The sequence below is a fragment of the Acidobacteriota bacterium genome (assembly GCA_030949985.1).
In the GTDB taxonomy this organism is placed as follows: Bacteria; Acidobacteriota; Polarisedimenticolia; order J045; family J045; genus JALTMS01.
Window position 1 is genome coordinate 1 of sequence record JAUZRX010000058.1, and the last position, 26,935, is coordinate 26,935.

Consider the following 26,935-nt stretch of genomic DNA (forward strand, 5'->3'; position numbering starts at 1 on the left):
GGCCAGTCCATGCCCCGTGGGAGAGCAAGAGCGGGGCCAGTTTGAACCCGCGCTCGGGCGCGGAGTTTGGGGACGAGGTGTCCGCATGCGGACAGGTGCCGCGGACAGGGTCCGGACACCCCCGGCGGCTTGCGCCCCCCCGGCCCCCGGGGCCACGGGGTACATTCTTCGCTCCACGGTGGGGGGGATCAGGGGATTGGGGGGCCTAGTTCCTGCAGCAGGGCCGCGGCCTCGGCCTTGTGCCCGCCGGCGCTCTCCGCCACCGCCGTGAGCAGTTCGGTGGCCCGCTTGTCCCGCCCCAGTCCCAGGGCGGCGAGGGCCTGCTCGAAGCGGGTGTCGATGGACGCCTTCTCGACGCTGCGCGCCAGTTCGGAGGCTTGCTGGAAACGCTCGAGTCCGAGCAGCGCCTGGACCTTCTGCAGCTCGATTTCAGCAGGCGCATAGGGAGAATCCGGCCCCAGTTTTTCGGCCGCCGCCAACGCGCCGTCGAGGGTCTCGAGGGCCATGTCGAAGCGCAGGGCGCCGCGATGGAAACGGGTGAGCATCAGCCAGCCTTCGATCAGTGTGGGGTCCTGTCGTATGGCGGCCATGGCCTCGACGAGGGCGGGCATCTCCAGGCGCCGGCCGATGAAGTGGCGGGCTCCACGCAGGCGCATGGGGGCATCCGGTCGGGCCGCGGATCCCAGCAAGCGCTGGTAGTGCTCGATCAGTTCGGTGGCCCGGGGATCGGGTTTTTCCTGGCGGGCCAGGCGCGCGGCGACCTTCTCCCAGATGGGCAGGGCCGAGGCATTGCCGGCGACGCTGCGGGCCAGGGCCAGCCAGAGTTCCAGCTCACCGCTGCTGGGTGCCAGCGGCACCAGGGTAGCGGTCGCCTCGTCCAGGCGACCGGCGACGAGTTGCAGAAGGGCGAGTTGGCGCCGCACCTGGGGGTGGCGGTTGCCCCGTTCCACGGCACGCGCGTAGGCCTTCATGGCCTCGAGGGCCTGCCCCTGTTGCTCGAGGACCAGGGCCTGGGCGGCGTGGCTCTGGGCCGATCGGGACAGGATGCGAACCAGCGCGTCGGCCACGCGGCGTGCCCGCTCGATCTGGCCCATCCGCAGTTGATCCTGGACGAGTTGGCCCAGGTCCTGGTGCGCGGAGGTCTCGAGGGAGGGAGCATGGTCCTCGAGGATCCGAAGCGCCCGGTCGAGTTGTCCCGTGTCCAGGTGGGCGGCGACGGCCCCGACGACGATATCCCGCCGGGTCGGTGCGAGTTTCAGTGCGCGGTTGAACAGGTCGAGGGCCTGGTCCCGGGCGGCTTCGTCGCTGTAGCGATAGTCCACCCGGAACAGGCGCTGGCCCACCGTGGGGGGAAGCTTGTCCTTGCCGCTGGCGATCCGCAACAGCCGGTAACGACTGCTGTCGAAGTCGCGCTGGACGCTCCGGGCGCCCCGCAACCGGCAGTTGCCCTCGAGGGTCAGCAGGTCGACATCGTCGGGGTACTGGTGGCGCAGCTCCGAGCTGCGGAGCAGCAACTCGTCGCAGCGCTGCTGCTCGACGAGCAGGGTGAGTTCCTGGATCGTCTCGGCGGGCAGGGCCTCGCCCTGGGTGGCGCCGGCGAGCGGTGCGAACAGGCAGGCAGCCAGCAGAAGGCTGGAGGTCACCAGGCGGTCGAGGGGGGTGGCGTTCACGGCTGCGTCTCCTTGGTCGAGGACTCGAGAACCTGGAAGATACTGTCGATGACGCGCTGGGGCGAGATTCCGGGAAAACGGTCGGCGTCCCGGCGCGAGGTGGGCCGGGGGGGGGCCAGCACCCGGTGCCCTTTTCCGAAGGGGGCGTTGAGGGCGGGATCTGTGGGGCCGTAGAGCGCCACCACGCGGGCGCCTGTGGCCCAGGCCATGTGCATCGGGCCGGTATCCCCCCCGACGAGCACCGGGCAGGCGGCGATCAGGGCGGCCAGGCCCCGCAGATCCAGGTCGGTGGAGACCGCGGCGAGATGCCCCGCCGCTTCGGCCAGGGATTCGGCCTCCTGCCGTTCCCCCGGCCCGCCGAGGATGATCACCCCCACGCCCCGTTCGGTCAGGCCGCGGGCCACGGCGCTCCAACGCTCGAGGGGATAGCGTTTCCAGGCCTGGCGTCGGCTGCTGAACGGTGCGAGAGCCACCACCGGCCAGGTCGGGCAGAGGGCCCGGCAACGTCGGCGTCCCTGGTCGAGTTCGGCGGGCCGGAGGGCCAGGTCGGCTTCCAGGGGACCGCCGGGGGCAACGCCTGCGGCTTCCACGAGGGCCGCGGCCCGCAGGACCCGGTGGCGGCGGGCGGGATCCAGGGAAACGCGGTGGTTGGCGAAGAGGTGGCTGCCTTCCCGGGCCCACCGGGCGCCGAAGCCGAAACGCTTCGGGGCTCCCGCGAGGGCGGCGACCAGTCCCGATTTGAGGCTGCCCTGGAAGTCCAGGCTCACCTCGGCGTCGAAGGCGCGCAGGCTCTGGCGGTAATCGCGTATCCGGCGGACGGCTTCGGGGGCGAGGCGCCGCAGCAGGTGCTGGAGTCGGCGCCGGTCGAGGACCACGAGCTGATCGATGTGGGGGTGGCCCTCGAGGAGGGGGGCGGAGAGGGTCTCCACCGCCCAGGCCACCCGGGCCCGGGGCCAGGCTCGCCGCAGCAGCCCCACGGCGGGCAGGGTCCGCACCACGTCGCCCACCGCGCCGAGGCGGATCACCAGCACCCTTCGAGGACTTTTCATCGGAGCCCCACCATGCGCGCCTCCGTGGTGTCCCCGGGGCGGGGAGCCGCGTTCGATTCTGCCACGAATCCCCGCGTCATCCCGGCTCCCCGGGCCCCGGCCCACGGTGTATTCTTGGCGCCGCGAACGAGATCGAGGAGTGTCGATGGCGCCCCATGAACCCTGGACAGGCAGGCGGCTGCTGGTGATCGGCGACGTGCTGCTCGATCGCTACCTCCATGGCCGGGTCGAACGGATCTCTCCCGAGGCCCCCGTCCCGGTAGTCCGCCTCGAAGGCGAGGAAGAACGGCCCGGGGGAGCGGCCAACGTGGCGGCGAACATTCTCGCCCTCGGGGGACAGGTGGATCTGCTGTCGGTGATCGGTGATGACGACGCCGGTCAGCGGCTGCGACGCTGGTGTGCGGACAGCGGCATCGACCCGGCGGGATTGCGCATCGATCCCCGCCGGCCCACCCCGGTCAAAACCCGGGTCCTTTCCCGACATCAGCAGATGATCCGCCTCGACCAGGAGGACGACAGGCCCCTCGACGGCGAGATCGGCGCCTGGCTCGGGGCCGCCGCCGAGCGCCGGCTCGAGAAGGCGGACGGGGTGATCGTCTCGGACTACGCCAAGGGTGTGATCGGCGCCGACAGCCTCGGCAGCATCCTCCGGCGGGCCCGGCAGCGCTCCTTGCCGGTGGTCGTCGACCCGAAGATCCGCAACTTCGACACCTACCAGCCCGCCACCGTGGTGACGCCCAACCAGGCCGAGGCCGCCGCCGCCGCGGGTTGCGAGATCCGTGGCGACGGGGATGCCCGGGCGGCCGCCGGGCGGATCCTCCAGCGCCTCGACGTGGAGGCGGTGCTGGTCACCCGGGGCGAGCACGGCATGCTGCTCGTTCCGCGCCGGGGAGCGCCCACCACGATTCCCGCCCGGGCCCGGGAGGTCTTCGATGTTACGGGGGCGGGGGATACGGTCGCCGCGGTGCTGGGCATCGCCCTGGCCGCCGGGGAAGAGTTGGCCCGGGCGGCCCGCCTGGCCAACGCCGCCGCCGCCCTGGCCGTCGGGCGGCTGGGCACGGCGGTGGTGGCGGCCGGCGAACTCGATGCTCTGGGAGAGGATGATCAAGATGGTCGCTGAACACCCCGGAACTGGCACTTCCCCCGCCAGGGCTCCAGATTCGACTCCGTGGAAAAGGTTCTGGAAGAGAGAGCGATGAGCGGCGAGCGCCTGCCGGGAAACGACGCGGGTCTGCCCCGTGCGGGGCGAATCGACGGCACACCGGTTCCGGAAGTGCTGTGGTCCCTGGCCCTCGAGCGCTTCTCCGGTTCCCTCGTGCTGACCTGCGAGGAGCAGCGGAAGGTGCTGTTCTTCCGCGAGGGCCGGCTGATCTTCGCCTCCTCCTCCGATGCGGAAGACCGCCTCGGTCCCTTCCTGTTGCGCCGCGGGCAGGTGGCCCTGTCCGTGTTGCTGGATGCCGGAGGCCGGGTCATGCGCGGCCGGCGCCTGGGGCAGGCGCTGGTGGAACTCGGGGCCATGACCCAGGAAGAGATCTGCAAGGCCGTTCTGGACCAGGTTCTGGACATCGCCCTGTCCGTGTTTTCCTGGCGCACCGGCACCTGGAGGCTGTCTCGCGCCAGCCTGCCCCTGGACGAGGCGATCACCCTCGACCGGCCGATGGAAGAACTGGTGCTCGAGGGACTGCGGCGGGTGGAGGACTGGGCACGCATCCGTAAGGCCGTGGGTGGGCCCCGGGCGATCTACCGGGTGCGTGGTGGTCACCTGGACACGAAGGTCCTGCTGGGCCTGACCGAAAGGTCGCTTCTCGAGCAGCTGGTCCATCCCTGCCGGGTGGAGCGGCTCTGCCGCGAGGTCTACGCGCCTTCCTACGACGTCTATCGAGCCCTGTGGGGACTGTCGATCCTGGGACTGGTGCAGCGGGTCGGACCCGAGGCGGGAGCGGAGCCTTGCAGCGGAGCCGGGGAGGGGCTGCTCGAGGAGGAGCCTGCGGCGGACCTGGTGCTGCGCCTGGGGGACGAGGGGCTGACCGGTGTACTGCGCCTGTTCCGCGGGTCCGAGGAAGGGGCTCTCTTCTTCCGCGAGGGGCGCATCGAGTTCGCCACCACCAACGATCCCGAGCAAAGCCTCCTGGTGCACCTGTTGCGCCGTGGGGTGATCTCCGACCGGGATCACGAGATGGCTCTCCGCCGCCTGCTCACGGGCAAGCGCGTGGGCCAGCTGCTGGCCGAAATGGGCGCCTTGGGCGAGGACGACATCGAGCGCTTCGTCTGCGAGCAGGTGCTCGAGGTGGCCCGCCAGCTGGTGCTCTGGGAGCGGGGTGAGTACCGCGTGGAAGAAGAGCTTCCCAGCGAAGAGTCCATCGTTCTCGGTTGGTCCGCCGAGGATGTGGTGATGGCGGCGATGGAGCATTGCGAGTATTCGCAGATGATCCTCCGGGGCGTCGGAGGGCTGGAGACCGTCTACCGGTTGCGGCCCGAATACCTCGACCGTCTCGATCGGATGCAGTTGCGTCCGGGAGCCTGGGAACTGGTATCGCTGTTGCGCGAGGAAAAGACTCTCGGCGAGTTGCTGGCCGCTCGGGAGGAGGCGGATTACGAAATTTGCCGTCGGCTCCATGGCCTGTGCCGGGTGCACGTGGTGGAGAAGGTGCCCGAGGAGGAAATCGCCGACCGGGTCCGGGTGGCTCGGACCGCTCCGGCGCCGCCGATTTTCGCCGAAACGCCGGCCGAGCCGGCGGCGCCGTCATCCCGGGAGACGGTCCAGGTGGAAGTGCGGCGGGATTTGTCGGCCCCCGAGATGGCTCCCGAACTCTTCCCTGCCGACGTGACGGCCGGCGCCTCGAATGCCTGGCGCCCGGTGCTGCCCGAGGAGGAGGACGAGCCCCTGGGCGGGCCCGAGCCGCGAAAGATCGAAAATCGCCGGATCCCGGTGGAGAGCGCGCCGATGGAGACCGACTCCGGCGGCGAGAGCGCCCCGGTGGTGATCGAGGTGCCGATCACCGCTTTCGGCCCGTTCCATTCCCGGCGGGACCCTCAAACGGCCTCTCCGCCGGAGGCGGTCGACGCGCCCCTCGATCCGGAGGCGACCCTCAAGATCCCCCGCCACCTGCTCGATCTCGATGCGTCGCCCGCCGCCGAAGGGACGGGGGGGGGCGAGGCGGTGGAAGCTCCCGTGGATGTCGCGGCGGAACCGGAGTGCGGAGTCGAGGGAGCGTCCCCGGTCGAAGAAGCGGCGGAGGATGGCACGGGGTGGTCCGAAGCGTTCGCGTCCAGGGCCGAACGGGATTCGCAAGCCGAGTCCGCCGCGGAGGCCGAACCGGCCGCGGAGTCCGCCGAACCGTTCGCGGAGCCTGACGCGGCCGCGTCGGCCGAGTCCGTGGCGGAGGCCGCACCGGCCGCGGAAGGCCCTCCCGCAGCACCCGTCGGGCCGCCGGTCCCGGCCGAGGAGGCCGAGACCGAGGCCGACGTTCCGGCTCTCGAGCCGGAGGCGACCGTGACTCCCGACGAGGCGGTGCTCGCGGAGGTGAAGCGATTCAATCGGCGGCATGCGGCGGTCTTCACCCGGCTGCGGGCCGAGATCGGCGCCGGAGTGCGCAACTACGTCAGGACTTGCCAGCGGCGCCTGGGGGTGCCCGTCTTCGGTGATCTGGAACCGGACTCCGAAGGCTGTTTTCCCGTGGAGGAACTGGCCCGCCGCATCGAGGATCTGCGCCGGGGCGGTGATGGCGCCGACCCCGAGGCGCTGATCACCACCGAGCTGTCGATGGTTCGTGAACTGCTCTCACCGGCGCGGCTGAAGGACATCGAACGCGCGCTGGCGGCTCTCGACGAGTAACGACGCGGGCTTCGGCCCTCAGCGGAAGGACTCCCAGGCCTGGCAGCGGGGGCAACGCCACTCGAGCTGCTCGGATTCGCGGCCACAACTGCGACAGACCCAGGGATCGATCCAGATCGGCTCTTCCTGCCAGCGGTGAAGGAGTTCCAGCAACGTCGAGCCGGCTTGCATGCCGTCTTCGGCGGCGGCAAGCCGGGCCCACAACCGGGCGGTGGTGGCGCTGCGGGGGGCGGCGGCCTCCAGCTCCCGGCACCAGCGCCGGGCCTCGCCCAGGGCGTCTCGACGCAAGGCTTCGTCGGTCAGCCAGGCCAGTACCCTCCAGCCCACGTCCGGGTCGAGGCCCTTGTCGGCTTCCGCGGTGGCGAAGTGCCGCACGGATTCCCGGTCCCCGGTGGCCGAGGCCAGAGATTCCAGGCGATCGAGACTGGCGGGCACCAGCCACGGAGCCAGGGTCGCCGCCTGGATCCAGGCTTCGCGGGCGGGGGCCACCTTGCCCAGCTGGTAGAGGGCATCACCCAGGGCGACCTGGGCGGCCGCCAGGTCCGGCACGTCGGCTGCCGCCTTGCGAGCCAGTTCCACGGCGCCCTTGGCGTCTCCTTCGGCCACCTTCTCGCGGGCCAGCAGCACCCGCCGCCGGGCCGCCACCAGCCGCCCCCGTTCCGGTGCCAGTCGCTGGAGCTTGTCGGCGCTCTCGATGGCCTCCTCCCAGCGGCGGAAGCGTGAGTGCAGCCGGCCCAGGGCGACGACGGGCGGCACCCGGTCGGGGGCCGCCTCGATCGCCTGGCGGTAGGCCTCGAGGGCCTCGTCATGGCGGCCCTGGTCTTCCATCAGGCGTCCGCGGAGAAGGAGGCAGGTGGAGCGGATGCCGGGATCCAGTTCGCGGCGGGCGAGGACCACGTCGAAGATCTTCTCCGCCCGCGAGTAGTCTCCCGTCTGCCGCATTTCTTCCCCCAGCAGGAGGAAGATGGCGTCGTCGCCGGATTCGAGTTGAGTGGCTTCTCGCAGGGCCTCCCGCGCCGCCGCGTGGTCGCCCGCCGCCACGTGGGCCAGGGCGGCGTCCACCCGCTGGCGGTAGGGTCCCGAGCGCCGCCGGCCTCGTTGCCAGCGGAGGGTGCCCGAGGCCGCCAGGGTCCCGATGACCAGGCCCGCGATCAGCCCCAGAAGCAGCCAGAAGAAACTCATGTTTCGTCGGTCGCCGTGGGCCCGGAGGAGGGGGGGGTGCGCGCCGGTGGGGCCGTCGCCCCTTCGAGGGCCATGTTGCGCAGGTCGTGGAGTTCTTCCTCGATCTTCCTCAGGCGGCGGCGCAGGCGGAGGTTCTCGAGGCGCAGAGAGAGCCCCTCGATGACCGCCAGCAGGCCGGTGAACAGGGCTCCGGCGATCACGCTGCAGACGATCACCTCGGCCAGGCTCACCTCCCGCACTTCGCCGATGCCCAGCCGCAGCTCGGCGGGGGACCCGGCATTGGCCAGAGCGACCCAGAGCACGACGACGACGAAGACGGCGAGGAGGACGAACAGGACTACCCTCATGAATGATTCTCCCTTTCGTGTTCCGCGGTGGAGCGCTCGGCGAGGAGCCGGTCGATCACTTCCCGTACCGCTCCCTGGCCGCCCGCGGCACGGGTGACCAGTCGAGCCGCCCGGCGCACCTCGGTCACCGCATCGGCGACGGCCACCGGCAGGCCGACCAGCGCCATGGCCGGCAGGTCGACCAGGTCATCACCGATGAAGCAGGCTTCCTCGCTCGAAATCTTGCGACGCTGGAGAATCTCCCGCACCACCGCGCCCTTGTCCTCGACGCCGAGGTGGATTTCTTCCAGGCCCAGCTCTTCCGCCCGCCGCCGCACCTGGGGCGATGATCTCCCGGAAACCAGGCCGCCGACGATGCCCGCGGCCACCGCGCGTCGCAGGCCCAGGCCGTCGCGGACGTGGAAGCGCAGGGCGAAGCCCTGCCCGGCGAAGTAATACAGGCCGCCGTCGGTGAGAACGCCGTCGACATCCAGCAGCAGCAGGCGGATGCGGGAGAGGTCGGGAAAGGGTTTCAGCGTCGTCATGGGCATCAAAAGAGGTTCGTGCGCCACAGGTCGTGGATCTGGATCAGTCCCTCGAGACGGCCCCGATCGTCCACGACGGGCAGCATGGTGATCTTTCGGCTCTCCATCAGGTGCAGGGCCACCGAAGCCAGTTCCCGGGAGGCGATGGTCTGCGGGTTGGGAGTCATCACTTCTTCGGCCACATGCTCGAGGGGGGCGGGATCCCGTTCCAGCAGGCGCCGCAGGTCGCCGTCGGTGATCAGTCCCACCAGGAGCCCTTCGTCCGTGCACACCGTGGTGCATCCCAGGCGCTTGCGGGAGATTTCGAGTACGACCTGCTTCATCGGTGTGGCCGGCAGGACCCGCGGCACCGCGTCGCCGTGATGCATCATCTGTTCGACCCGGGCCAGCTTCTTGCCCAGCCGGCCCCCGGGATGCAGTCGGGCGAAGTCTTCCTCGCTGAAACCCTTGGCCACCATCAGTGCCGCCGCCAGGGCGTCGCCCAGGGCGAGGGCCGAGGAGGTGCTGGCCATCGGCGCCAGGCCCAAGGGGCAGCCTTCCTCTTCCACCGAGGTGTCGAGCAGCAGGTCGGCTTCCCGGGCCAGGGTCGATTCGGCCGCCCCGGTCATGGCGATGATCTTCGCGCCCAGCCGGCGGATCGTCTCGAGCAGCGCGAGCAACTCGGCGGTCTCGCCGCTGTGGCTCAGGGCGAGGACGACGTCGCCTTCGACGATCATGCCCAGGTCCCCGTGAATCGCCTCGGCGGGATGCAGAAAGAGCGCGGGCGTGCCGGTGGAGGCGAGGGTCGCGGCGATCTTGCGGGCCACCAGGCCGCTTTTGCCCATGCCGGAGAGCACCACGCGGCCCCGGGCGCCCCGGATCAGCGCCACGGCGGCTTCGAAGCTCTCGCCGAGGCGCCCGGCCAGGCTCTCGATGGCCCGGGCTTCGATGCGCAACACCCGCCTGCCGGTCTCGAGACTCACGAGGGCTCTCCGGAATGCCCGCGCACCAGGGCGTGCAGGGCCGCCAGTTGGACGAGCAGGGGTTCGAGGCGGTCGAGGGGCAGGGCGTTGGCCCCGTCGGAGAGGGCGCTGGGAGGATCGCGGTGGACCTCGAAGAAGACCGCGTCGGCACCGGCGGCAACCGCGGCCCGGGCCAGGGTGGGAATGTAGGCCGGATCTCCGCCGGAAACGCTACCGCCGGCCCCCGGGCGCTGCACCGAATGGGTGGCGTCGAAGACCACGGGAACGTCGTGTCCGCGCAGGGCCGGGATCGAGCGCATGTCCACCACCAGATCGCCGTAGCCGAAGCTCGAGCCCCGCTCGGTCAGCATCACGCCCGCGGCGCCCGCGCGACGCAGCTTGTCCAGCAGCGGGCCCACTTGCCCGGGAGCGAGGAACTGGCCCTTCTTGACGTTGACCGGGCGGGATGTGGCCGCGGCGGCGGTCAGCAGGTCGGTCTGCCGGCAGAGGAAGGCGGGAATCTGCAGGATGTCCAGCACTTCGGCCGCGGGCGCCGCCTGCCCGGGGAGGTGGATGTCCGAGAGCAGGGGCAGGCCGGTGACCTCCCGCACCTCGGCGAGGATCTCCAGGCCGCGAGCCAGCCCGGGGCCGCGGAAGGAGTCGAGGGAGGTGCGGTTGGCCTTGTCGAAGGAGGCCTTGAAGACCAGGGGGAGTCCTGTACGCGCCGCGATCTCGGCCAGGGCGCGCGCATGATCGAGGGCGCTGTCCCGGCTCTCGATCACGCAGGTGCCGGCGATCACCAGCAGCGGGGCATCGCCGCCGCAGCGTAGCCCCCTGCCGAGGCTTACCGGCGTGACCGGGGCGGGCATCTAGCCGCGCTCCCTGCGGTAGCGCAGAGCGGCCCCGATGAAGCCGCGGAACAGGGGGTGTGGATCGAGCGGCCGACTCTTGAACTCGGGGTGGAACTGGCAGGCGAGGAACCACGGGTGGTCGTGCCGTTCGACGATCTCCACCAGGTTGGTTTCGGGGTTGACTCCCGAGACCTTCAGGCCGGATTCCTCGAGGGCCTCGAGGTAGTCGTTGTTGACCTCCCAGCGGTGTCGATGCCGCTCGGAGATGTCACTCTTTTCGTAGAGCTTGTGGGCCAGCGAACCACTGGTGAGCCGGCAGGCGTAGGCTCCCAGGCGCATGGTGCCGCCCTTCGCCTCGAGGCCCCGCTGGTCGGGCAGCAGGTCGATCACGTTGTGGGGCGTGTGCGCGTCGAACTCGGTGGAGTTGGCCCGCCCGAGTCCCGCCAGGTTGCGGGCCGACTCGATCACGGCGCACTGCATGCCCAGGCAGATGCCGAAGAAGGGAATGCCCCGCTCCCGGGCGCGCTGAATCGTGCGGATCATGCCCTCCACACCCCGGTCTCCGAAGCCGCCGGGAATCAGCACGCCGTCGAGTCGGTCGAGCACCGCGTCGATCTGTCCCGGCTGCATGCCTTCGGATTCGACGAACTCCAGGTCGACGGCGATCCGGTGGGCGAAGCCACCGTGGCGCAGGGCCTCGTTGAGGGATTTGTAGGAGTCCTCGTAGCTGACGTATTTGCCCACCATCCCGATGGTCACTTCGCCCTTGGGATGCGAGCAGATCTCCACCAGCTTTTCCCAGTCGGCCATCTTCCGCTTGCGGTAGGGCAGGTCGAGGAGCTTGGTGATGATCTCGTCGATGCCTTCAGAGCTGAAGTGCAGGGGCACCTCGTAGATGTTCTTCACGTCCTGGGCCGAGATCACCTGGTCTTCGCTGACGTTGCAGAACAGGGCGATCTTGCGCTTGATCTCCGTGGGGAGGGGACGGTCGCAACGGCAGAGCAGGATGTCGGGCTGGATGCCGATGGCCCGCAACTCGCGGACCGAGTGCTGGGTCGGCTTGGTCTTCAGTTCGCCGGCCGCCGGCAGCCAGGGTACCAGGGTCAGGTGGATGAAGATCGCCCGCTGGGCGCCGACTTCGAGGCGGAACTGGCGGATCGCCTCGAGGAAGGGAAGGGACTCGATGTCGCCCACCGTGCCGCCGATCTCCACCAGTTGAATGTCCACGCCGTCGCTGAGGGAGCGCACGGCGTCCTTGATCTCGTTGGTGATGTGCGGGATCACCTGCACCGTCGCGCCCAGGTAGTCGCCCCGGCGTTCACGCTCGATGACCCGGCTGTAGATCCGACCCGTGGTGAAATTGTTGGCCTGGCTGGTGGTGATCGAGGCGAAGCGCTCGTAGTGGCCCAGGTCGAGGTCGGTTTCGGCGCCGTCGTCCGTGACGAAGACCTCGCCGTGCTGGAAGGGGCTCATCGTGCCCGGGTCCACGTTGATATAGGGGTCGAGCTTCTGGATCGTGACGGAAAAACCGCGGGATTCGAGCAAACGAGCAATGGAGGCCGCGGCCAGCCCCTTGCCCAGGGAAGACGTCACGCCGCCGGTGATGAAGATGTAGCGGGTCGCGTTGCGGTCGATCATCTAGTTTTCCTGTGGGCCGTTCGGGGCCCTGCAGCAGCGGGCCTCGGCCCGGCGAAGGTCTTCAGGTGTGTCGATGCCGAAGGGCTGGCCCGCGACGGGCCGTACCCGGAGGGTCCAGCCGGCCTCGAGGGCCCGGAGTTGTTCGAGCCCCTCGCTGATCTCGAGGGTGGAGGGGGGCAGGGTGGCGAAATCGAGCAATCGCCGTCGCCGCCAGCCGTAGACTCCCAGGTGCACCCGGCACGTGTCGGGCAACTCGGCCTGCTCGGGGCGGGGGAAGGAGCCGGTGGCCGGGCGGCGGTAGGGAATCGGCGAGCGGGAGAAGTAGAGCGCCCGCTGGTCGTTGTCGGTGACCACCTTGACCACGTTGGGGTCGAGCCATTGCCGGCGATCGCGGATCGGGGCCGCCAGGGTGGCCAGGTCGGTTCGCGGGTCGGAGCGCAAGGCCTCGACCAGGGTGTCGATGTCGGTGGGGTCGAGAAAGGGTTCGTCGGCTTGCAGGCCGACGATCCACTCGGTGTCCAGCCCGTGGGCCACCTCGGCAACCCGGTCCGTGCCGCTGGGGTGGGCGGTGTCGGTCATGACCGCCTCGAACCCGGCATCCTCGACCACGCGCTGCACGCGCGGGTCGTCGGTGGCCACCATCACCCGTCCAACCGATCGGGAAGAGTGGGCGAGCTGGCAGGCGTGCAGGACGAGAGCCTTGCCGCCAAGACTCGCCAGGACCTTGCCCGGAAACCGGGAGGAGGCCCACCGGGCCGGGATCACGACGACCGCATCGCCCACGTGGCATGCTCCTCCGGCTGGCAACGGGCTGGATCGTAGACGACCGCGGCAGGCCGGTCAAGGCATCGAAAACGAACCGGAAGAGTGCTAGTTTTCCCGCTGTGATCTCTCATGCCCCCAGAGCCGCTCGCCCGGCGATTCTCCTCGAGACCGTCCAGAAGCGTTTTCCCCGGCGACGCACGGTGCGTGAACTGCTGACCCACCCCTGGAGGCGGAGCGAGCGGGTGGAAGCCCTGCGGGGAGTCAGCCTGGAGGTCGGTCACGGCGAGATCGTCGGCCTGCTCGGTCCCAACGGCGCCGGCAAGACCACTCTGCTCAAGATCCTCTGCGGACTGGTGCTGCCCGATTCGGGACGCGCCGAGGTGATGGGCGTGGGAGTCGGCAGCCCGCGCCTGCCCGAGGTGCTCGGCCTGGTTCACGGCGAGGAACGGTCTTTTTATTGGCGCCTGACCGCACGCGAGAACCTGGACTTCTACGCCCGCCTGCATGGGGTGGAAGCCCGCCGACGCGGGGCGCTGATCGACGGCCTGCTCGAGCGGGTCCGGCTGAGCGAAGACGCCAACCGCCGCTTCGGCGACTTCTCCTCGGGCATGCGCCAGCGCCTGGCCATCGCCCGGGCCCTGTTGGCCGATCCGCCGGTTTTGCTGATGGACGAGCCGACCCGCTCGCTCGATCCGGTCAGCGCCGCCGAATTGCGCCGCTGGGTGGTCGACGAACTCCATGGCCGGGACGGCAAATCGATTCTGCTGGCGACCCACAACCTCCACGAGGCGGAGACGGTCTGCCACCGGGTGGCCATCCTCTCCGGGGGGCGGATCCTGGCCGATGCCAGCCCCGACCGTCTACGGCGGGAGGGCATCGGCGGCCACCACTACCGGCTGACGCTGGAGGGAGCGGAACTGCCGGACCTCGGCGACGCCCGGGTCCTCGAGCAGGAAGAGCATGACGGGCGGCGGGAGATCGTCGTGCAACTCGGGCCCGCCGGCCTCGATGGACTGCTGTGCCGCCTGGTCGGTGGCGGGGTGCGGGTGCTTTCCTGCGGACCGGAAGTCCCGGAACTCGAGGCTGTTTTTCAGCGACTGGTGGCCCGGGGGAGCGGAACGGCGTCATGAGAGCCCTGCTGCAATGCATCCGCGCTTTTCTCGTGCGGGACTTCCAGGTGGAAAGCTCCTACCGGCTGGCCTTCCTGCTCCAGGGGCTGGGGCTGTTCGTCTCGGCCACCCTGTGGTACTACATCGCGGGAGTGCTGGGGGGCGCCCGCAACCCGGCCCTCAGCGCGGCCATGGGAAACGTGGAGTATTTCCCCTTCGTGCTGATCGGCCTGATGGTCAACCGTTTCCAGGAAGTCTCGCTCAACGCCTACGCGGCGCAGATCCGCCAGGAACAGACCACCGGCACCCTGGAGGCGATGCTGGTCACCCCCGCGCGCCTGGGTCACCTGATGCTCGCCGCGTCGAGCTGGAGTTACCTGATGGCGGGGCTGCAGTCGGCGATGTACCTGATCTTCGGCGTGTTCGTCTTCGGTGTCGACCTGGTGCCCGGCAATCTTCTCGGCGCCCTGCTGGCGGTGGTGCTGACCGTGGCGGCGATTTCCGGCATCGGCATCCTCTCGGCGGCGTTCGTGCTCTATTTCAAACGCGGCAACCCGGTGAACTTCGTGATCTCCGCCACCAGCGCCCTGTTCGGCAACATCTTCTTCCCCGCCGAGATGCTGCCCGAGTCCCTGGCCTGGCTCGCCCGCTTCGTGCCCCTCTCCTATGCTTCCGACGCGGTGCGCGGGGCCCTGCTGCGGGGTGCCGGTCTCGGCGAACTGGCGCCGGACCTGGCGGCCCTGGCCCTGTTCGCGGGAGTTCTGGTGCCCACGGGGCTCTTCGGCGCCCGGCTGGCCATCCGGCGGGCCAAGCGCGAAGGTACGCTGGTGCAATACTGAGTCGCACGACCGCGGGAGGAGCACGTGCCCATCCATCGTTACAGTCGGGACGAACTGCTGGCCGCCCCCCCGGGGGCCTGGAGCCTGCCCCTGCAGGTGCGTCTGCAGGACGTGGACGCCGCCGGCGTGGTGTTCTTCGTCCGCTACCTGGAGTACTTCCACGACGCGTTGATGGCCTTTCTCGCCGCAAAGGGTTTCGACCTTCCGCGGCTGCTCGAGGAAGGCCGGGTTCTCGCTCCGGTCAAGCATGCCGAAGTGGACTACCTGCGGCCCCTGCGTTTCGGTCAGCGCTTCGTGGTGGAAGTGCTCACCGCCAAGGTGGAGCCGACCCAGGTCACCGTCGCCTATCGGCTGCAAACGGAAGACGGCGAGATCGCCGCGGTGGGCCAGAGCGTCCACGTGGCGGTCGACGCCCGCACCTTCGAACGCACCGGCCTGCCTGAGGGCATCGCCCGGGCCCTGGGCGCCGTCTGATCCCCGGCGCCGCCCGGATCCCGGGCTCCGTCCGCCGCTCAGTCGCGGCGCTGGAAGGAGGCGCGGGCGCGGTGCCGGGATAGTTTGCCGCCGGCAGTGCGGGGCAGGGCTTCCACCCAGCGCAGCAGTCTCGGCCGGGCGTAGGCGGGCAGATGTTCGGTGAGCCACTGTTCGAAGAGGGCCGGGGGGGGAGGATCGGCCCGGGCCACCAGCAGGGCCGCGACCCGTTGGCCCCAGGTGGAGTCCTCCACACCGAAGACCAGGCATTCGGCCACCGCGGGGTGGGCCAGGAGAGTGGCCTCCACCTGCTCGGGGCAGACGTTCTCGCCGCCGGAGATGAGCACCGCGTCCGCCCGGCCCAGGGGATGCAGGCGGCCCCGTTCGTCGATGCGGCCCAGGTCGGAGGTGGTCAACCAGCCTTCCGCGTCGGGCAGCGGGGCCTCCGGGTCCGGTGGTTGGTAGCCGGTGAGCAGGCTGGGGCTGCGCACCTGGATCCGCCCGTCGCCGCCGATGCGCAACTCGTAGCCGGGGAGGGGCGGGCCGGCGCCCTCGTCGGCGTCGGGAGGGGTGCCCGGGAGCCGGGTGGCGACCTGGGAGCCCGCTTCGCTCAAGCCGTAGGTCACCAGCACCGGCAGGCGTCGGAGGGCCGCCTGGGTGAGCAGGGCCGGGTCCGCCGCGGCCCCGCCCAGGAGAATCGCCCTCAGGGGCGGTCGGCCCTCCAGCGCGGGGTCCGCGGCGAGGATCTGCCGGAGCTGGGTCGGGACCAGGGAGGCCAGGGAAACCCTTCCGCCTCCCAGCAGACCGGCCAGGGTCGTCGGTGAGAGATCGGCGGGCACCACCATGCAGCGGCGGGCCGCCAGGCAGCGCAGCAGCACCGACAGGCCCCCCACGTGGGCCAGGGGCAGGGCGAGCAGCCAGCGATCCGCCGGCTGCCAGCCCAGCCGCCTGCCGCTGGCCGCCACGGCGAAGCGCAGGCCGCCGCGGGAGAGCACCACTCCCCGCGGGCGGCCGCCGCTCCCGGAGGTGGAGACGATGACCAGCGGCCTGTGGTCGTCGGCCGGTGTCGCGGGCAGTGGCGTCGGGCCCGGGGCGGGAAGGTCGTCCGCCCCGTCTCGATCGAGGTTCTCGAAGTCGGGCAGGTGCCCGGCGAGCGCCTCGCGCTCGCCGGGGGGGAGGCGCGGGTGCATCAGCCGGACGGGAAGGCCCAGTTCGAAGAGGGCCAGCAGGCGCGAGAGGGATGGCGCTGTCGGACGCGGGGTGAGCAGCGCCCCCGCGCGGCCGGCCAGCAGGGGGGCCAGGCGGCGTGCCTCCCGCTCCACCCGCCCGGCCAGCTCCCGGTAGGAAAGGATCTCTCCGGCCAGGTCCAGGGCGGGGGCGTCCGGTGCTTCGGCGGCGGCCCGGCGCACACTGAACGCGCTCATCGAAACCCCTCGCCGGCGAGTCCGAGGCCCGGGGTGCCCAGCGAGCGCAGCTCCGGACCGGACCAGGCCGGCGGACGGTGACCGTCGGGCAGGAAAGGATGCTCGGCCAGGCCGCTGCACGAGGCCCCCGAGGCCAGCGCCAGTGCCACGGCCAGGGCCCGTTCGACACCGCTGCCGAGGGTGTGGCTCAAGGCCCAGCGCATCCCCCGTCGACGGGCGGCTTCGGCCAGGGCCAGGGCCCGGAGTGGACCGCCGACACATGGGGGTTTGAGCACCAGTGCCGCGCATACCCCCGCGTCGAGGATCTCCGCGGCGAGGACCGGATCCTGCAGGCTTTCGTCCGCGGCCAGGGGGACGGGGACGTCGGGCAGGGTGAGCAGGCCGGGAGGGGCCACGGGCTCCTCGACGTAGTCCAGTCCGAGCGCCGCCAGGGCTTCGAGGCGCCCTGGCGCTCGATCGGGGGGCCATCTTCCGCCCACGTCCAGGCGCAGGGTCAATGGCTCGCCGAAGGTCCGGCGGAGGCGCTGCAGCAGGGCTTTCTCCCGGGTGAAGTCTTCTCCCCCCTTGACCTTCAAGGTGCGGAAGCCGCTGGCCCAGAGCCTCCGGGCCCGGCTCAGGGCCGCGTCCGGGGCCAGCAGCGGGACCAGCCCCTGGCAGGACACCACCTCGGCGGCGTCGGTCGCCAGCCAGCGGTGCAACGGCCGGTGCGCCCTCCGGGCGGCCAGATCCAGCAGGGCGCCCTCCACCGCGCAGCGGGCGGAAGTGGGGAGACTTGCGGTGCGTGCGCCTTCGAGGCGGAGGCCCGGGGCGGCGGAGAGCGTGACGGCTCGCGGCATCTCCGCGAGCCAGGCCTCCAGCGCCTTTCGCGCTTGCTCGAGGGTGTCGGGAGAGTAGCCGGGGAGCGGACAGGCCTCGCCCCAGCCCTTCTCGCCGCGGTCGTCCTCCAATTCGAGCAGCAGGACCTTCCTGTGGGTGAACCGCCCCGCGGCGCTTCGCCATGGACTGCCTTCGAGCGTCAGCTCCACCAGGCGGCCCCCGCCGATGGTCATCATGGTCCCGCGGCGGTGGCCAGCAGGCCGCCCGAAAAAAGCAGGCCGTGAAGCAGGAGCAGGGTGGCGGTGGCCGCCAGGGCCCGGTTGAGCCGCAGCGGATCCGAAGAGCGCCCCACCACCCGCACCAGGCGGAAGGCCAGGGGCAGGGTCAGCGCCGTGGCCAGCACGCCGACGGGGGCGATCCCGGTGCGGAAGGCCAGCGCCGGCAGCAGGTAGCTCAGACCCAGCAGGCCGGCGTACTCGACCCTCCCCAGGCCGCGGCCCAGCAGTACCGGCAGGGTGCGCTTGCCGGCGCGACGGTCGTCGTCCACGTCCCGCACGTTGTTGACCACCAGGATCGCGGTGGCGAGGACTCCCACGGTGGCCCCTGCCACCCAGGCCAGGGGACTCAGGCGCAGGGCCTGCACCCAGACCGTGCCGCAGACCGCCACGAAGCCGAAGAAGATCAGCACGAAGAGATCCCCCAGCCCGTTGTAGGCCAGGGGGAAGGGGCCGCCGGTGTAGGCCAGTCCGGCGAGCAGGGAGGCCAGGCCGATGGCGATCACCGGCCAGCCGCTGACCGCGGCGAGGTAGGCCCCGCAGGCGGTGGCGGCGCCGAAGCTCAGGGCGATGCCGCCCCAGACCTGGGAAGGGCTGAGCCATCCCGCCTGTACGGCGCGCAGGGGGCCCTGCCGGTCGGGGGTGTCCGCGCCCTTCTGGTAGTCGAAGAGATCGTTGGCGAAGTTGGTGCCGACCTGGATCAGCAGGGCGCCCGCCAGCGCCGCCAGCGCGGGGCCGAGACGGAAACCTCCCATGGCCCCGGCCACGGCGCTGCCCACGATCACCGGGGTGGCGGCGGCGGGGAGCGTGCGTGGGCGGCTGGCCAGCAGCCAGACGCCCACACGGCCCAGCGGCGGTCGAGGATCCATCGGCTTCCGGTTCACCTTCAGGGAAAGCGTGGGAACTTGTCGAAATCGGGCCGCCGTTTCTCGAGGAAGGCCCGTTTGCCTTCCTTGGCTTCTTCGGTGAGGTAGAACAGCAGGGTGGCGTCGCCGGCGAGTTGCTGGAGGCCCGCCTGCCCGTCGCAGTCTGCGTTGAGTCCGGCCTTGAGCAGGCGCAGGGCGGTGGGCGAGTTTTGCAGGATCTCGTCGCACCAGCGCAGGGTCTCCTCCTCGAGTCGTTCGAGGGGGACGACGGTGTTGACCAGGCCCATGGCCAGAGCCTGTTGCGCGTCGTACTGGCGGCAGAGGAACCAGATCTCGCGGGCCTTCTTCTGGCCCACCACCCGGGCCAGGTAGGACGCCCCGTACCCCCCGTCGAAACTGCCCACGCGGGGGCCGGTCTGGCCGAAACGGGCGTTGTCGGCGGCGATGGTCAGATCACAGATCAGGTGCAGGACGTGACCGCCGCCGATGGCGTAACCGGCCACCTGGGCGATCACCGGCTTGGGCAGCGTGCGGATCAGGCGCTGCAGGTCGAGTACGTTCAGCCGCGGGACGCCGTCGCTTCCCACGTAGCCGCCGTCGCCCCGCACGGACTGGTCGCCCCCGGAGCAGAAAGCCTTGTCGCCTTCGCCGGTGAGGATCACCACTCCGATCTTCCGGTCGTCCCGGGCGTCGCTGAAGGCGCGGAGCATCTCCTCGACGGTCAGGGGCCGGAAGGCGTTGCGCACCTGGGGGCGATTGATCGTCACCCGGGCGATCCCGCCGGACTTCTCGTAACGAATGTCTTCGTAGCCCTCGATGATGGACCACTGGCGCTTGGTCATGGACGGCTCTCCATCCAGCGGAGCAGCAGCTCCGGATGTTCGAGTACAAGGTTGTGGCCGGCTCCCGGAACCACCTCCAGGGTGGCCCGGCCGTCCGTCGCCCGGGCGATCTGTCGGCCCAGGTCGACGAACTTGCGGTCATCTTCTCCGACCGCCAGGTGCATCGGCAAGTTCATCGTTCCGATGCGCCCGAGGCAGGCCGGCATCACGCCGAGCCCGAGGGTGTCGAGGGCCCCGGCCAACGCCGCCGCCCGGTGGCGCCGGCGAAGCCGATTCTGCCGGCCTCGCACCCCGGGGTCGAGGCGCGCCTGGGACGCGAACAGGGGGCGGCTTTCCCACCAGGAGAGAAAGGCCAGCAAACCTTGATCCCGGAGACGGCTCTGCCAGCGGCGCTCCTCCGCCCGCCTTCGTTCCCGCGCCGCAGGCTCGAGTCCCGGATGGACTCCCACCAGGAGCAACGCCCGCACCAGTTCCGGTCGCTCGAGGGCCAGCACCAGGGCCACGCGAGCCCCCATGGAGTAGCCCACCAGCCGGCAGGGTTCGTCGAGCATGGCCTCGAGGATCCGGCCCAGGCGCCGTGCGGCATCCACGAAGCCTTCACCCTCCAGGGGCGGCGAGAGGGGGTCGTGTCCGGGCAGGACGGGCGCCCACAGGCTTCCGCCACCGTGGGCGACGGCCCGGCCGAGGTTCTCGAAGGACAGCCCGTGGCCGGTGAAGCCGTGGAGGGCGACGACGGGATCCGGCCCGCCGCGGCCCCAGCGCAGGACCAGCAGCCCCTCGTGGCGGAGGCGATGGATCGTCGGGGCGGTCATGGCGCCAGGCGGTCGAGCCGGCGGCGGAGGGCCCCGGTGACCTCCGCGATGGTCCGGGCGGCGGCGTCGCCCACCTGCGCCTCGATCAGGGTGCAGCCCGCCCGGGCCCCCGCCTCCTGCAGGCTGCGGGCCAGCCCGGGGGCGTCGCTGCAGGACCGGTAGGGAATGCCGAAGCCCCGGGCCAGGGACTCGAGATCCAGGGTCTGCCCGGCGGTGAAGAGGGCGTCGAAGTGCTCGGCCAGGCCCGCGTGGCGGGAGGCGGGCAGAAGATCGAAGAGGCGTCCGCCCCCGTTGGCCAGCACCACGATCGCCAGCGGGGCGCGTGAGCGGCGGGCCGCTGCCAGGCCTCCCAGGTCATGGAGCAGGGCCAGGTCGCCGCAGAGCAGGACCACCGGGCGTCCGCCGGCCCAGCCGGCGCCGGCGGCGGCGGCCACCAGGCCGTCGATGCCATGGGCCCCCCGCTGGTGCAGAACCGGTGCCTGTGCCATGGAGGGGGGGCAGAAAAGATCCACCTCCCGTATCGGCAGGCTGTTGGCCAGGGCCAGCAGAGCGTCGTCCGGCAGGTGCCGCACCACGGTCCGCACCGCGATGGCCTCGCCGAAGGCGGCGTCCGCGTCGAGGGTTTGCTCGAAAAAGCGCCAGACCTCCCTGTCGAAGCGGTCGATGCGTGCGCCCCAGCGCTGGTGGGACCCCGGCCCCCGGCCGGCCCGCTGGATCAACCCTTCGAGGACCCGTGCGGGGTCGGCCTGTAGGAGAAGGTGCGCGCCATCGGCCGGGTCGCCTTCCGCGGTGGGATGCACCACGACGAGGGTCGCTTCGGGAAAGGCTTCGGCCAGGGTGCCCGCGCCGCTGGGGGTCGCGGGGGGGCCGAAGTGGATCAGCAGGTCCGGGGGACCTTGGTCCGCCAGGCACCCGCATCGCAACAGCCATTCCCAGCTCGCACAGGAGGGGTGCCCGGAAGAACGGGCCCATCGCTGCTGGCTGGCCGCCTCGGCCACCAGGGGCATGCCCGTGGAGCGGGAGAACTGCGTGAAGAGGGCGTGATCCGGCGCCGACCAGGGGTGGGCCGGCCCGGCGACGATCAGTCCGCGGCGCTTGACCCGGCAGAGTTCGGCCAGGGTGTCGAGACTCGTCGCCGACGGGGCGGGTTGGGGTGGGTGGACCCGGGGCAGCGACACGTCGACGATGGGCGGCGCGTCGGGCGCGGGCTCGAGGGGCTTGCGCAGCCGCAGGTTGAGCTGCACCGGACCTGCCGGCGCGCCCGCCGCGCCCCGGGCGCGCGCCACGGCCTGGGCCACCGTGCGGGCGGTGGCCCCCAGCAGGGCGGGAGCCGCTTCGGCGGGGCCCAGGTCGAAACAGCCCCGGCAGTGGGCGCCGTAGAACGCCACCTGTTCGATGGTTTGGGGGGCGAGACGGTGATGCCGTTCGGGAGGGCGGTCGGCGGTGAGCAGCAGCAGGGGGAGGCCCGCGCGACCGGCCTCCACCACCGCCGGGTGGTAGTGCGCACCGGCGCTGCCCGAAGTGCAGAGGGCCGCGGCGGGCTTGCCCGTGGTCCGGGCGACACCGAGGGCGAAGAAGGCGGCGACGCGCTCGTCGACGATCACCTCGGTGCGCAGGCGCGGGTGTTCGGTGAGGGCCAGCGCCAGGGGGGCCGAGCGGGAGCCGGGACTGATGGCGACGGTTTCCACGCCGGATCGCGCCAGGGCGTCGGCGATCTGCCGGACCCAGGTGGTCTGGGCCGCCGCGCTCATCGCTCCAGCGCCCCGAGGGCGGCCAGCAGGGGGCGGAACTTGATCTCCGTCTCCCGGAACTCTGCAGCGGGCCGCGAGCCGGGCACGATGCCCGCGCCGGCGTGGAGCCAGGCGGTGGAGCCCTCGAGCCTTCCGCAGCGCAGGGCGACGCGGAACGCGCCGTCGCCCCGGGCGTCGATCCAGCCCAACGCTCCGGCGTACCAGCCCCGGCTCGTGCCTTCGAGCCGGTGGATCATCTCCCGCGCCCGGGTGGTGGGGGTGCCGCCGACGGCGGGCGTGGGGTGCAGGGCGAGGGCGAGCTGCAGCGCGTTGGTCGTGGGGTCGCGCAGTCGCCCCTCGATGGGCGTTTTCAGGTGCCTGACATGACGCAGGGAGAGCACCCGCGGTTCGGGCGCGACGTGGCACGCTTGGCAGAAGGTCTGCAGCGTGCGCTGGATGCCTGCGATGGTCAGGGCGTGCTCGGCCAGGTTCTTGGTGGTCGCGAGCCGGTCGTCCTCCGTCGCGGAGCCCGCCAGGGCCTCGCTGCGGACCTGCCCGCCCATGCGGGCGACCAGGAGTTCGGGACTGGCGCCGAGAAAGACGGCGCCCTGGCAGCGGGCCGCGAAGGCCGTCGCGTGGGGCGAGGATTCGGCCAGGCGGGCGAGGACTTCCGCCGGGTCGGGAGCCTGGGCCAGGCGCAGTCGCAGGCGGCGGGACAGGACCACCTTTTCGATCGCTCCCGCTTCCAGGGCTTCGAGGGCCGTGTTCACCATCGCCTCCCATTGCCGGGGGCCGGGAAGTTCTTCCCGCTCGAGCACGGCCGGCAGCCCGGTCCGTGACCGGGGGGCGTCCAGCAGGCGCTTCCAGCGCTCGAGTGCCTCCCTCAGGGCTTCGAGCGTGGCGGGGCTCTCACGGCCGTCGAGGCCCAGCGCCAGGCTGCCCCGACCGCCCTGCCGGCGGTAGAGCCAGCGGGGGATGAAGACCAGGTCACGGCCGAAACGTGAACTCTCGGCGCCGGGAGGGTGCCGGGGATCGAAGGCCAGCACCGCCACGGCCAGGGGACCCGCGCCGGTGACGGTGAACTCGGCCAGGCGACGCTGGACCCCCACGGCCCAGGCGCCCCCGTCGTCTTCCGTTCGGGGCAGGGCCCGCAGCAGGTCGCAGGCGACCCAGCCCGAGCCGTTCGGCGGGGCCCAGACCACTCCCGTGTGCTCCGGGAAGGCGCCACCGAGGGCCGCGGGGGCGACGGCGGGTGCGGAAACGGTCCACCAGGCGGGGCCCGCGGGCGGTGCGGCCAGGGCCTGCGCCAGCGGCGCCGCCCAGCTCGTGTCACGGGCGGGGAGGGGGTGCCCGGCGTTCATCGGTGGCTTCCCGTCCCGGGAGTGGCCACGAACAGGCAGCAGGCCCCGAAGGTCATCGGCTCGAGGGTCAGCACCCGGAGTCCCGCCGCTTCCATCTCGCCGGCGAAGCTCTCCGGTGGCGGGAAGGCGCCGATGGAGTCCCGCAGGTAGCTGTACTCCCGGGCGCCGGAGAGCAGGGCGCCGAGCAGGGGCACCACGTGTCGCACGTGCAGGCGGGCGAGGGGGGCGAGGGGGCCGCGGTGGGGCTCGGTCAACTCGAGCACGGCGATCCGGCCCCCGGGGCGGGTGACCCGCTTCATTTCCTGCAGGGCCTGGTGGCGCCGGGGCACGTTGCGGATGCCGAAGGCGATGGTCACCGCGGCCATCGACGCGGAAGCCAGGGGAAGGTTTTCGGCGGCGCCCCGCTGCATGGCGATGCGTCGGCCCAGGCCGGCGCGGTGGATCTTGGCGCGCCCCCGCTCGAGCATGGCCCGCGAGGGGTCGAGGCCGATCACCTTGACCCGCCGATGGGCCCGCGCGATGGCCAGGGCCAGGTCGCCGGTGCCCGTCGCCAGGTCCAGCACGGGGCCCTCGCCCAGGTCGGTTCCCAGCGCCCGCACCGTCTCGCGCCGCCAGCGCAGGTCGAGGCCGAAGGATGTCAGGCGATTGAGCAGATCGTAACGCCGGGCGATGCCGTCGAACATCCGGCCGCTACCGCCGCGGACCGCGTCGGCGGGGGGCTGGCTCGGTCGTGGCGAAGGGACGGTCATCGGCCCGCGCGGTCGGCCCGGCCGGCGGGGGGCGCCGGTGGGGTGCGGATCGCGGGGGTGGCGGTCTCGAGGCTGTCGACCAGGGCGTCGAAATCGTCCAGGCGCAGGGCCTGGGGGCCGTCGCTCAGGGCCTGGCCGGGGGAGGGGTGGATCTCGACCAGCAGGCCCGCCGCGCCGGCGGCCAGGGCGGCCCGGGCCAGGGGGGGCATCAGGTCGCGGCGGCCGAGGGCATGGGAAGGGTCGACCACCACGGGAAGCTGGTGGACGTGGCGCAGCAGGGCGACGGCGCCCAGGTCGAGCAGGTTGCGGGTCGAGGCGTCGAAGGAGCGGATGCCCCGTTCACAGAAGACCACCGCGCTCGCGCCGTGGAAGAGCAGGTACTCCCCCGCTTGAAGCCATTCTTCCACCGTGGCGGCCATGCCGCGCTTGAGCAACACCGCCTTGCCGCGACGGGCGATGGCCTGCAGCAGCGCGCTGTTGTGCATGTTGCGCGAGCCGACCTGGATCAGGTCGGCGACTTCCGCCACGGCGGGAACGGAGGCCTCGCTCAGGGCTTCGGTCACGACTTTCAGGCCGTGGGCGTCGGCGGCCCGGCGGAGCCAGGCCAGGGCCTGCTCCCCGTGACCCTGGAAGGCGTAGGGCGAGGAGCGGGGCTTGAACGCGCCGCCGCGGAGGAAGGTCACCCCGCGGGCCGCCAGCCGACCGGCGACCTGTTCGATCTGCCCGGGGGTCTCCACGCTGCAGGGGCCCGCCATCAGCACCGGCCGGGAGCCGCCGATCCTCACCCCGGCGACCTCCACGGGCAGGGTGGCGGCGTCCACCAGCCTGTGGCTCGAGGCGGGGGCGGCGACCGAGGCGACCCCCTCGATGCCCCGAAGGGTCTCGAGGGGAACCTTGCGGGACCAGGGTTGCACCGAGAATCCCACCGTCCCTTCCGGGCCGTCGAGGCGGAGCGCCCAGAGTCCGAGGTCCGCCAGCACCCGCTGGACGTATGAGGCGTCGGCACCTTTCTCGAGCCAGACGATCATGGCCACGATCCGGTGGCGGCCGGGGGGCCGCGGAGAAGGCAGCCGTCCTCCCCGGTGGAGGGCGGCTGCCGGAGGTCAGCTACATCCGTTCGACGATCGCCTTGCCGAAGCCCGAGCAGGAGACTTCGGTCACGTCCTCGCGGCCTTCGCGCCGCATCAGCCGCGCCAGGTCATAGGTCACCACGCCCTGGCGGATCGACTGGGCCATGCCGTCGTTGATCAGCTCGGCGGCTTCCTTCCAGCCCAGGTGCTCGAGCATCATCACCGCGGAGAGGATCAGTGAGCCCGGATTGACCTTGTCCTGTCCCGTGTACTTGGGGGCCGTGCCATGGGTCGCCTCGAAGAGGGCGATGTCGTCGGACATGTTGGCGCCGGGACCGAGTCCCAGGCCGCCGACCAGGGCGATCGCCGCGTCGGAGAGGTAGTCGCCGTTCAGGTTGGGCAGGGCCATCACGCTGTACTCGTCGGGTCGGGTCTGGATCTGCTGGAAGATCGAGTCGGCGATGCGGTCCTTGATCAGCACCTTGCCCGCGGGCATCTTGCCGTCGAGTTCGTCCCAGAGCTTCTTCTCGCTGACCAGCTTGTCGCCGAATTCGCGTTCGGCCACTTCGTAGCCCCACTTGCAGAAGCTGCCCTCGGTGAACTTCATGATGTTGCCCTTGTGCACCAGGGTGACCGAGGGCAGGCCCTGACGGATCGCCCACTCGATGGCCTTGCGCACCAGGCGTTCGGTGCCGAAGACGGAAATGGGCTTGACGCCGATGCCCGAGTCGGAGCGGATTTCCCGTCCCGTCTTTTCCTTGATCAGGGCGATGATGGCCTCGGCCATGTCACTGCCCCGCTCGAAATCGTAGCCGGCGTAGACGTCCTCCGTGTTCTCACGGAAGATGACGAAGTTGACCCGGTCGGCGTACTTGTTGGGCGAAGGCACGCCTTCGAAGTAGCGGATCGGTCGGACGCAGGCGAAGAGATCGAGGTGCTGGCGGAAACGGACGTTGATCGAGCGGAAACGTTCGGTGACGCCGTCGTTCTTGCCGCACTTGTCGCAGGTTCCGGCGTGGTACTGCTGGTGGGCGCAGTGCAGGCAGACGTGGGTCTCCTCGCCGATGGGCGTGGTGAAGGGGCCCTTGATCGCCACCTTCAGGTACCGGATCGCCTCGACGGTTTCCTCCGGGAACTCGCTGCCATAGCGCTGCAGCCCCTCGAGGCCCGCGTAGAGGGGGCACCAGGCGATGGACCGGCGGCCGCCGTAGGCCCGCTCGACGGCGGCGTCGACCACCGTCTGCATGACCGGAGTGATGTCCAGGCCGATACCGTCGCCCCGGAGGCAGCCGATGATGGGGCGGTCGCCGCTTTCGACGCGGCCCGCCTGGATCCGGACCCGGTCACCTTCGGGGATCTTCACTTCCTTGAATTCAGCCACAGCTATTCGCCTTTATCGGAAACACGGGATGGTGGGGGTCCGCGCCATGATACGGACCGTCAGGGCTCTTGCCCAGCCCGGCGATCGGCCTCGGCCAGTTCGATCTCCCGCAGCAGCGCACGAACGGCGGCCGCCGCGGCGGAGAGACCCGCCAGCACCCCGTGCTCGTAGAGAAAATGGGGGTCACTTCGGAGGCGGGGGATGTCGTCGGGGCAGTAGAGATCGTCCAGGCTGAGATCCGGGCAGATCGCCTCGCCGATGCGACGCAGTTTGGCTTCCTGCTGGGCGACCAGTTCCTCGCTCAGGGTGATGAGCCTGGCCTGCAGGGACTGCTGGCTGTCCATGGTCTCGCCTCTCCCCGGGGTTTGTGGGCGGGCGTCCGCCGCCG

The 26,935-nt window shown here is 71.2% G+C and carries 25 protein-coding genes; 5 read left to right on the forward strand and 20 right to left on the reverse strand.

The features are described 5' to 3' along the window. Positions 1-188 precede the first annotated feature (188 nt). Together Q9Q40_12130 and Q9Q40_12135 are read right to left on the reverse strand one after the other, a co-directional pair. A complete protein-coding gene (locus tag Q9Q40_12130) occupies positions 189-1,670 on the reverse strand; it encodes a hypothetical protein (protein MDQ7007970.1) in 1,482 nt (493 codons plus the stop codon). Next, complete coding sequence (locus Q9Q40_12135; GenBank protein MDQ7007971.1) at positions 1,667-2,719, reverse strand: glycosyltransferase family 9 protein; 1,053 nt, start codon at positions 2,717-2,719, stop codon at positions 1,667-1,669. The genes Q9Q40_12130 and Q9Q40_12135 overlap by 4 nt, the downstream gene beginning before the upstream one ends. A 145-nt stretch (positions 2,720-2,864) precedes the next feature. On the opposite strand from Q9Q40_12135, the gene rfaE1 reads away from it, so the two are divergent. After that, positions 2,865-3,839, forward strand: coding sequence for a D-glycero-beta-D-manno-heptose-7-phosphate kinase (rfaE1, locus tag Q9Q40_12140; protein MDQ7007972.1), 975 nt, complete (start codon positions 2,865-2,867; stop codon positions 3,837-3,839). A 75-nt stretch (positions 3,840-3,914) separates the two neighbouring features. Then, positions 3,915-6,554, forward strand: a complete 2,640-nt coding sequence (locus tag Q9Q40_12145; protein MDQ7007973.1) for a DUF4388 domain-containing protein — start codon at positions 3,915-3,917, stop codon at positions 6,552-6,554. An 18-nt stretch (positions 6,555-6,572) separates the two neighbouring features. On the opposite strand, the gene Q9Q40_12150 is transcribed toward Q9Q40_12145, so the two are convergent. The 7 genes from Q9Q40_12150 to kdsB are packed head-to-tail and all read right to left on the reverse strand — an operon-like array spanning position 6,573 to position 12,820. Further along, positions 6,573-7,736, reverse strand: coding sequence for a tetratricopeptide repeat protein (locus Q9Q40_12150; protein MDQ7007974.1), 1,164 nt, complete (start codon positions 7,734-7,736; stop codon positions 6,573-6,575). After that, positions 7,733-8,083, reverse strand: a complete 351-nt coding sequence (locus tag Q9Q40_12155; protein MDQ7007975.1) for a lipopolysaccharide assembly protein LapA domain-containing protein — start codon at positions 8,081-8,083, stop codon at positions 7,733-7,735. Before Q9Q40_12155 ends, Q9Q40_12150 begins: the two co-directional genes overlap by 4 nt. Beyond that, positions 8,080-8,607, reverse strand: coding sequence for an HAD hydrolase family protein (locus Q9Q40_12160; GenBank protein ID MDQ7007976.1), 528 nt, complete (start codon positions 8,605-8,607; stop codon positions 8,080-8,082). The genes Q9Q40_12155 and Q9Q40_12160 overlap by 4 nt, the downstream gene beginning before the upstream one ends. Positions 8,608-8,612: 5 nt before the next feature. Then, positions 8,613-9,569 carry a KpsF/GutQ family sugar-phosphate isomerase gene (locus tag Q9Q40_12165; protein MDQ7007977.1) on the reverse strand — a complete coding sequence of 319 codons (957 nt, stop codon included), beginning with the start codon at positions 9,567-9,569 and terminating at the stop codon, positions 8,613-8,615. After that, complete coding sequence (gene kdsA / locus Q9Q40_12170) at positions 9,566-10,417, reverse strand: 3-deoxy-8-phosphooctulonate synthase (protein ID MDQ7007978.1); 852 nt, start codon at positions 10,415-10,417, stop codon at positions 9,566-9,568. Before kdsA ends, Q9Q40_12165 begins: the two co-directional genes overlap by 4 nt. Continuing rightward, positions 10,418-12,037: a CTP synthase gene (locus Q9Q40_12175; GenBank protein ID MDQ7007979.1), complete on the reverse strand. Its 1,620-nt coding sequence runs from the start codon at positions 12,035-12,037 to the stop codon at positions 10,418-10,420. After that, positions 12,038-12,820 (reverse strand): 3-deoxy-manno-octulosonate cytidylyltransferase, encoded by a 783-nt coding sequence (gene kdsB / locus Q9Q40_12180; GenBank protein MDQ7007980.1) that lies wholly within the window; start codon positions 12,818-12,820, stop codon positions 12,038-12,040. A 182-nt stretch (positions 12,821-13,002) separates the two neighbouring features. On the opposite strand from kdsB, the gene Q9Q40_12185 reads away from it, so the two are divergent. Genes Q9Q40_12185 through Q9Q40_12195 form a run of 3 tightly spaced genes read left to right on the forward strand, consistent with a single transcriptional unit; the run spans position 13,003 to position 15,224 of the window. Further along, on the forward strand, positions 13,003-13,932 hold the full coding sequence (locus tag Q9Q40_12185) for an ABC transporter ATP-binding protein (protein ID MDQ7007981.1): 930 nt from the start codon (positions 13,003-13,005) through the stop codon (positions 13,930-13,932). Beyond that, positions 13,929-14,750, forward strand: a complete 822-nt coding sequence (locus Q9Q40_12190; protein ID MDQ7007982.1) for an ABC transporter permease — start codon at positions 13,929-13,931, stop codon at positions 14,748-14,750. The genes Q9Q40_12185 and Q9Q40_12190 overlap by 4 nt, the downstream gene beginning before the upstream one ends. A gap of 24 nt (positions 14,751-14,774) precedes the next feature. Beyond that, positions 14,775-15,224 carry an acyl-CoA thioesterase gene (locus Q9Q40_12195; protein ID MDQ7007983.1) on the forward strand — a complete coding sequence of 150 codons (450 nt, stop codon included), beginning with the start codon at positions 14,775-14,777 and terminating at the stop codon, positions 15,222-15,224. 38 nt (positions 15,225-15,262) lie between these two features. On the opposite strand, the gene Q9Q40_12200 is transcribed toward Q9Q40_12195, so the two are convergent. From Q9Q40_12200 to Q9Q40_12250, 11 genes are all read right to left on the reverse strand, one after another. After that, positions 15,263-16,645, reverse strand: a complete 1,383-nt coding sequence (locus tag Q9Q40_12200) for an AMP-binding protein (protein ID MDQ7007984.1) — start codon at positions 16,643-16,645, stop codon at positions 15,263-15,265. After that, positions 16,642-17,697 (reverse strand): enolase C-terminal domain-like protein, encoded by a 1,056-nt coding sequence (locus Q9Q40_12205; GenBank protein ID MDQ7007985.1) that lies wholly within the window; start codon positions 17,695-17,697, stop codon positions 16,642-16,644. The genes Q9Q40_12200 and Q9Q40_12205 overlap by 4 nt, the downstream gene beginning before the upstream one ends. Continuing rightward, positions 17,694-18,605, reverse strand: coding sequence for a 1,4-dihydroxy-2-naphthoate polyprenyltransferase (locus Q9Q40_12210; protein MDQ7007986.1), 912 nt, complete (start codon positions 18,603-18,605; stop codon positions 17,694-17,696). The genes Q9Q40_12205 and Q9Q40_12210 overlap by 4 nt, the downstream gene beginning before the upstream one ends. Positions 18,606-18,622: 17 nt before the next feature. After that, positions 18,623-19,444: a 1,4-dihydroxy-2-naphthoyl-CoA synthase gene (menB, locus tag Q9Q40_12215; GenBank protein MDQ7007987.1), complete on the reverse strand. Its 822-nt coding sequence runs from the start codon at positions 19,442-19,444 to the stop codon at positions 18,623-18,625. Beyond that, positions 19,441-20,256 (reverse strand): alpha/beta fold hydrolase, encoded by an 816-nt coding sequence (locus tag Q9Q40_12220; protein ID MDQ7007988.1) that lies wholly within the window; start codon positions 20,254-20,256, stop codon positions 19,441-19,443. The genes menB and Q9Q40_12220 overlap by 4 nt, the downstream gene beginning before the upstream one ends. Then, complete coding sequence (menD, locus tag Q9Q40_12225; GenBank protein ID MDQ7007989.1) at positions 20,253-22,007, reverse strand: 2-succinyl-5-enolpyruvyl-6-hydroxy-3-cyclohexene-1-carboxylic-acid synthase; 1,755 nt, start codon at positions 22,005-22,007, stop codon at positions 20,253-20,255. Before menD ends, Q9Q40_12220 begins: the two co-directional genes overlap by 4 nt. Further along, on the reverse strand, positions 22,004-23,347 hold the full coding sequence (locus tag Q9Q40_12230; GenBank protein MDQ7007990.1) for an isochorismate synthase: 1,344 nt from the start codon (positions 23,345-23,347) through the stop codon (positions 22,004-22,006). The genes menD and Q9Q40_12230 overlap by 4 nt, the downstream gene beginning before the upstream one ends. Next, a complete protein-coding gene (locus Q9Q40_12235) occupies positions 23,344-24,030 on the reverse strand; it encodes a ubiquinone/menaquinone biosynthesis methyltransferase (GenBank protein MDQ7007991.1) in 687 nt (228 codons plus the stop codon). Before Q9Q40_12235 ends, Q9Q40_12230 begins: the two co-directional genes overlap by 4 nt. 62 nt (positions 24,031-24,092) lie before the next feature. Further along, positions 24,093-25,124 (reverse strand): 3-deoxy-7-phosphoheptulonate synthase, encoded by a 1,032-nt coding sequence (aroF, locus tag Q9Q40_12240; protein MDQ7007992.1) that lies wholly within the window; start codon positions 25,122-25,124, stop codon positions 24,093-24,095. A 79-nt stretch (positions 25,125-25,203) separates the two neighbouring features. Further along, complete coding sequence (locus Q9Q40_12245) at positions 25,204-26,547, reverse strand: isocitrate/isopropylmalate family dehydrogenase (GenBank protein MDQ7007993.1); 1,344 nt, start codon at positions 26,545-26,547, stop codon at positions 25,204-25,206. A 59-nt stretch (positions 26,548-26,606) separates the two neighbouring features. Continuing rightward, the gene (locus Q9Q40_12250) at positions 26,607-26,891 is read right to left on the reverse strand and encodes a hypothetical protein (protein MDQ7007994.1); all 285 of its coding nucleotides are present in this window, start codon (positions 26,889-26,891) and stop codon (positions 26,607-26,609) included. Positions 26,892-26,935: the final 44 nt, after the last annotated feature.

Excerpts from the sequence above, each read along its gene's own strand:
- Q9Q40_12135 (MDQ7007971.1), bottom strand. The coding sequence starts at position 2,719 with ATGAAAAGTCCTCGAAGGGTGCTGGTGATCCGCCTCGGCGCGGTGGGC.
- rfaE1 (MDQ7007972.1), top strand. The coding sequence starts at position 2,865 with ATGGCGCCCCATGAACCCTGGACAGGCAGGCGGCTGCTGGTGATCGGC.
- Q9Q40_12145 (MDQ7007973.1), top strand. The coding sequence starts at position 3,915 with ATGAGCGGCGAGCGCCTGCCGGGAAACGACGCGGGTCTGCCCCGTGCG.
- Q9Q40_12150 (MDQ7007974.1), bottom strand. The coding sequence starts at position 7,736 with ATGAGTTTCTTCTGGCTGCTTCTGGGGCTGATCGCGGGCCTGGTCATC.
- Q9Q40_12155 (MDQ7007975.1), bottom strand. The coding sequence starts at position 8,083 with ATGAGGGTAGTCCTGTTCGTCCTCCTCGCCGTCTTCGTCGTCGTCGTG.
- Q9Q40_12160 (MDQ7007976.1), bottom strand. The coding sequence starts at position 8,607 with ATGACGACGCTGAAACCCTTTCCCGACCTCTCCCGCATCCGCCTGCTG.
- kdsA (MDQ7007978.1), bottom strand. The coding sequence starts at position 10,417 with ATGCCCGCCCCGGTCACGCCGGTAAGCCTCGGCAGGGGGCTACGCTGC.
- Q9Q40_12175 (MDQ7007979.1), bottom strand. The coding sequence starts at position 12,037 with ATGATCGACCGCAACGCGACCCGCTACATCTTCATCACCGGCGGCGTG.
- Q9Q40_12190 (MDQ7007982.1), top strand. The coding sequence starts at position 13,929 with ATGAGAGCCCTGCTGCAATGCATCCGCGCTTTTCTCGTGCGGGACTTC.
- Q9Q40_12200 (MDQ7007984.1), bottom strand. The coding sequence starts at position 16,645 with ATGAGCGCGTTCAGTGTGCGCCGGGCCGCCGCCGAAGCACCGGACGCC.
- Q9Q40_12205 (MDQ7007985.1), bottom strand. The coding sequence starts at position 17,697 with ATGATGACCATCGGCGGGGGCCGCCTGGTGGAGCTGACGCTCGAAGGC.
- Q9Q40_12210 (MDQ7007986.1), bottom strand. The coding sequence starts at position 18,605 with ATGGATCCTCGACCGCCGCTGGGCCGTGTGGGCGTCTGGCTGCTGGCC.
- menB (MDQ7007987.1), bottom strand. The coding sequence starts at position 19,444 with ATGACCAAGCGCCAGTGGTCCATCATCGAGGGCTACGAAGACATTCGT.
- Q9Q40_12220 (MDQ7007988.1), bottom strand. The coding sequence starts at position 20,256 with ATGACCGCCCCGACGATCCATCGCCTCCGCCACGAGGGGCTGCTGGTC.
- menD (MDQ7007989.1), bottom strand. The coding sequence starts at position 22,007 with ATGAGCGCGGCGGCCCAGACCACCTGGGTCCGGCAGATCGCCGACGCC.
- Q9Q40_12230 (MDQ7007990.1), bottom strand. The coding sequence starts at position 23,347 with ATGAACGCCGGGCACCCCCTCCCCGCCCGTGACACGAGCTGGGCGGCG.
- Q9Q40_12235 (MDQ7007991.1), bottom strand. The coding sequence starts at position 24,030 with ATGTTCGACGGCATCGCCCGGCGTTACGATCTGCTCAATCGCCTGACA.
- aroF (MDQ7007992.1), bottom strand. The coding sequence starts at position 25,124 with ATGATCGTCTGGCTCGAGAAAGGTGCCGACGCCTCATACGTCCAGCGG.
- Q9Q40_12250 (MDQ7007994.1), bottom strand. The coding sequence starts at position 26,891 with ATGGACAGCCAGCAGTCCCTGCAGGCCAGGCTCATCACCCTGAGCGAG.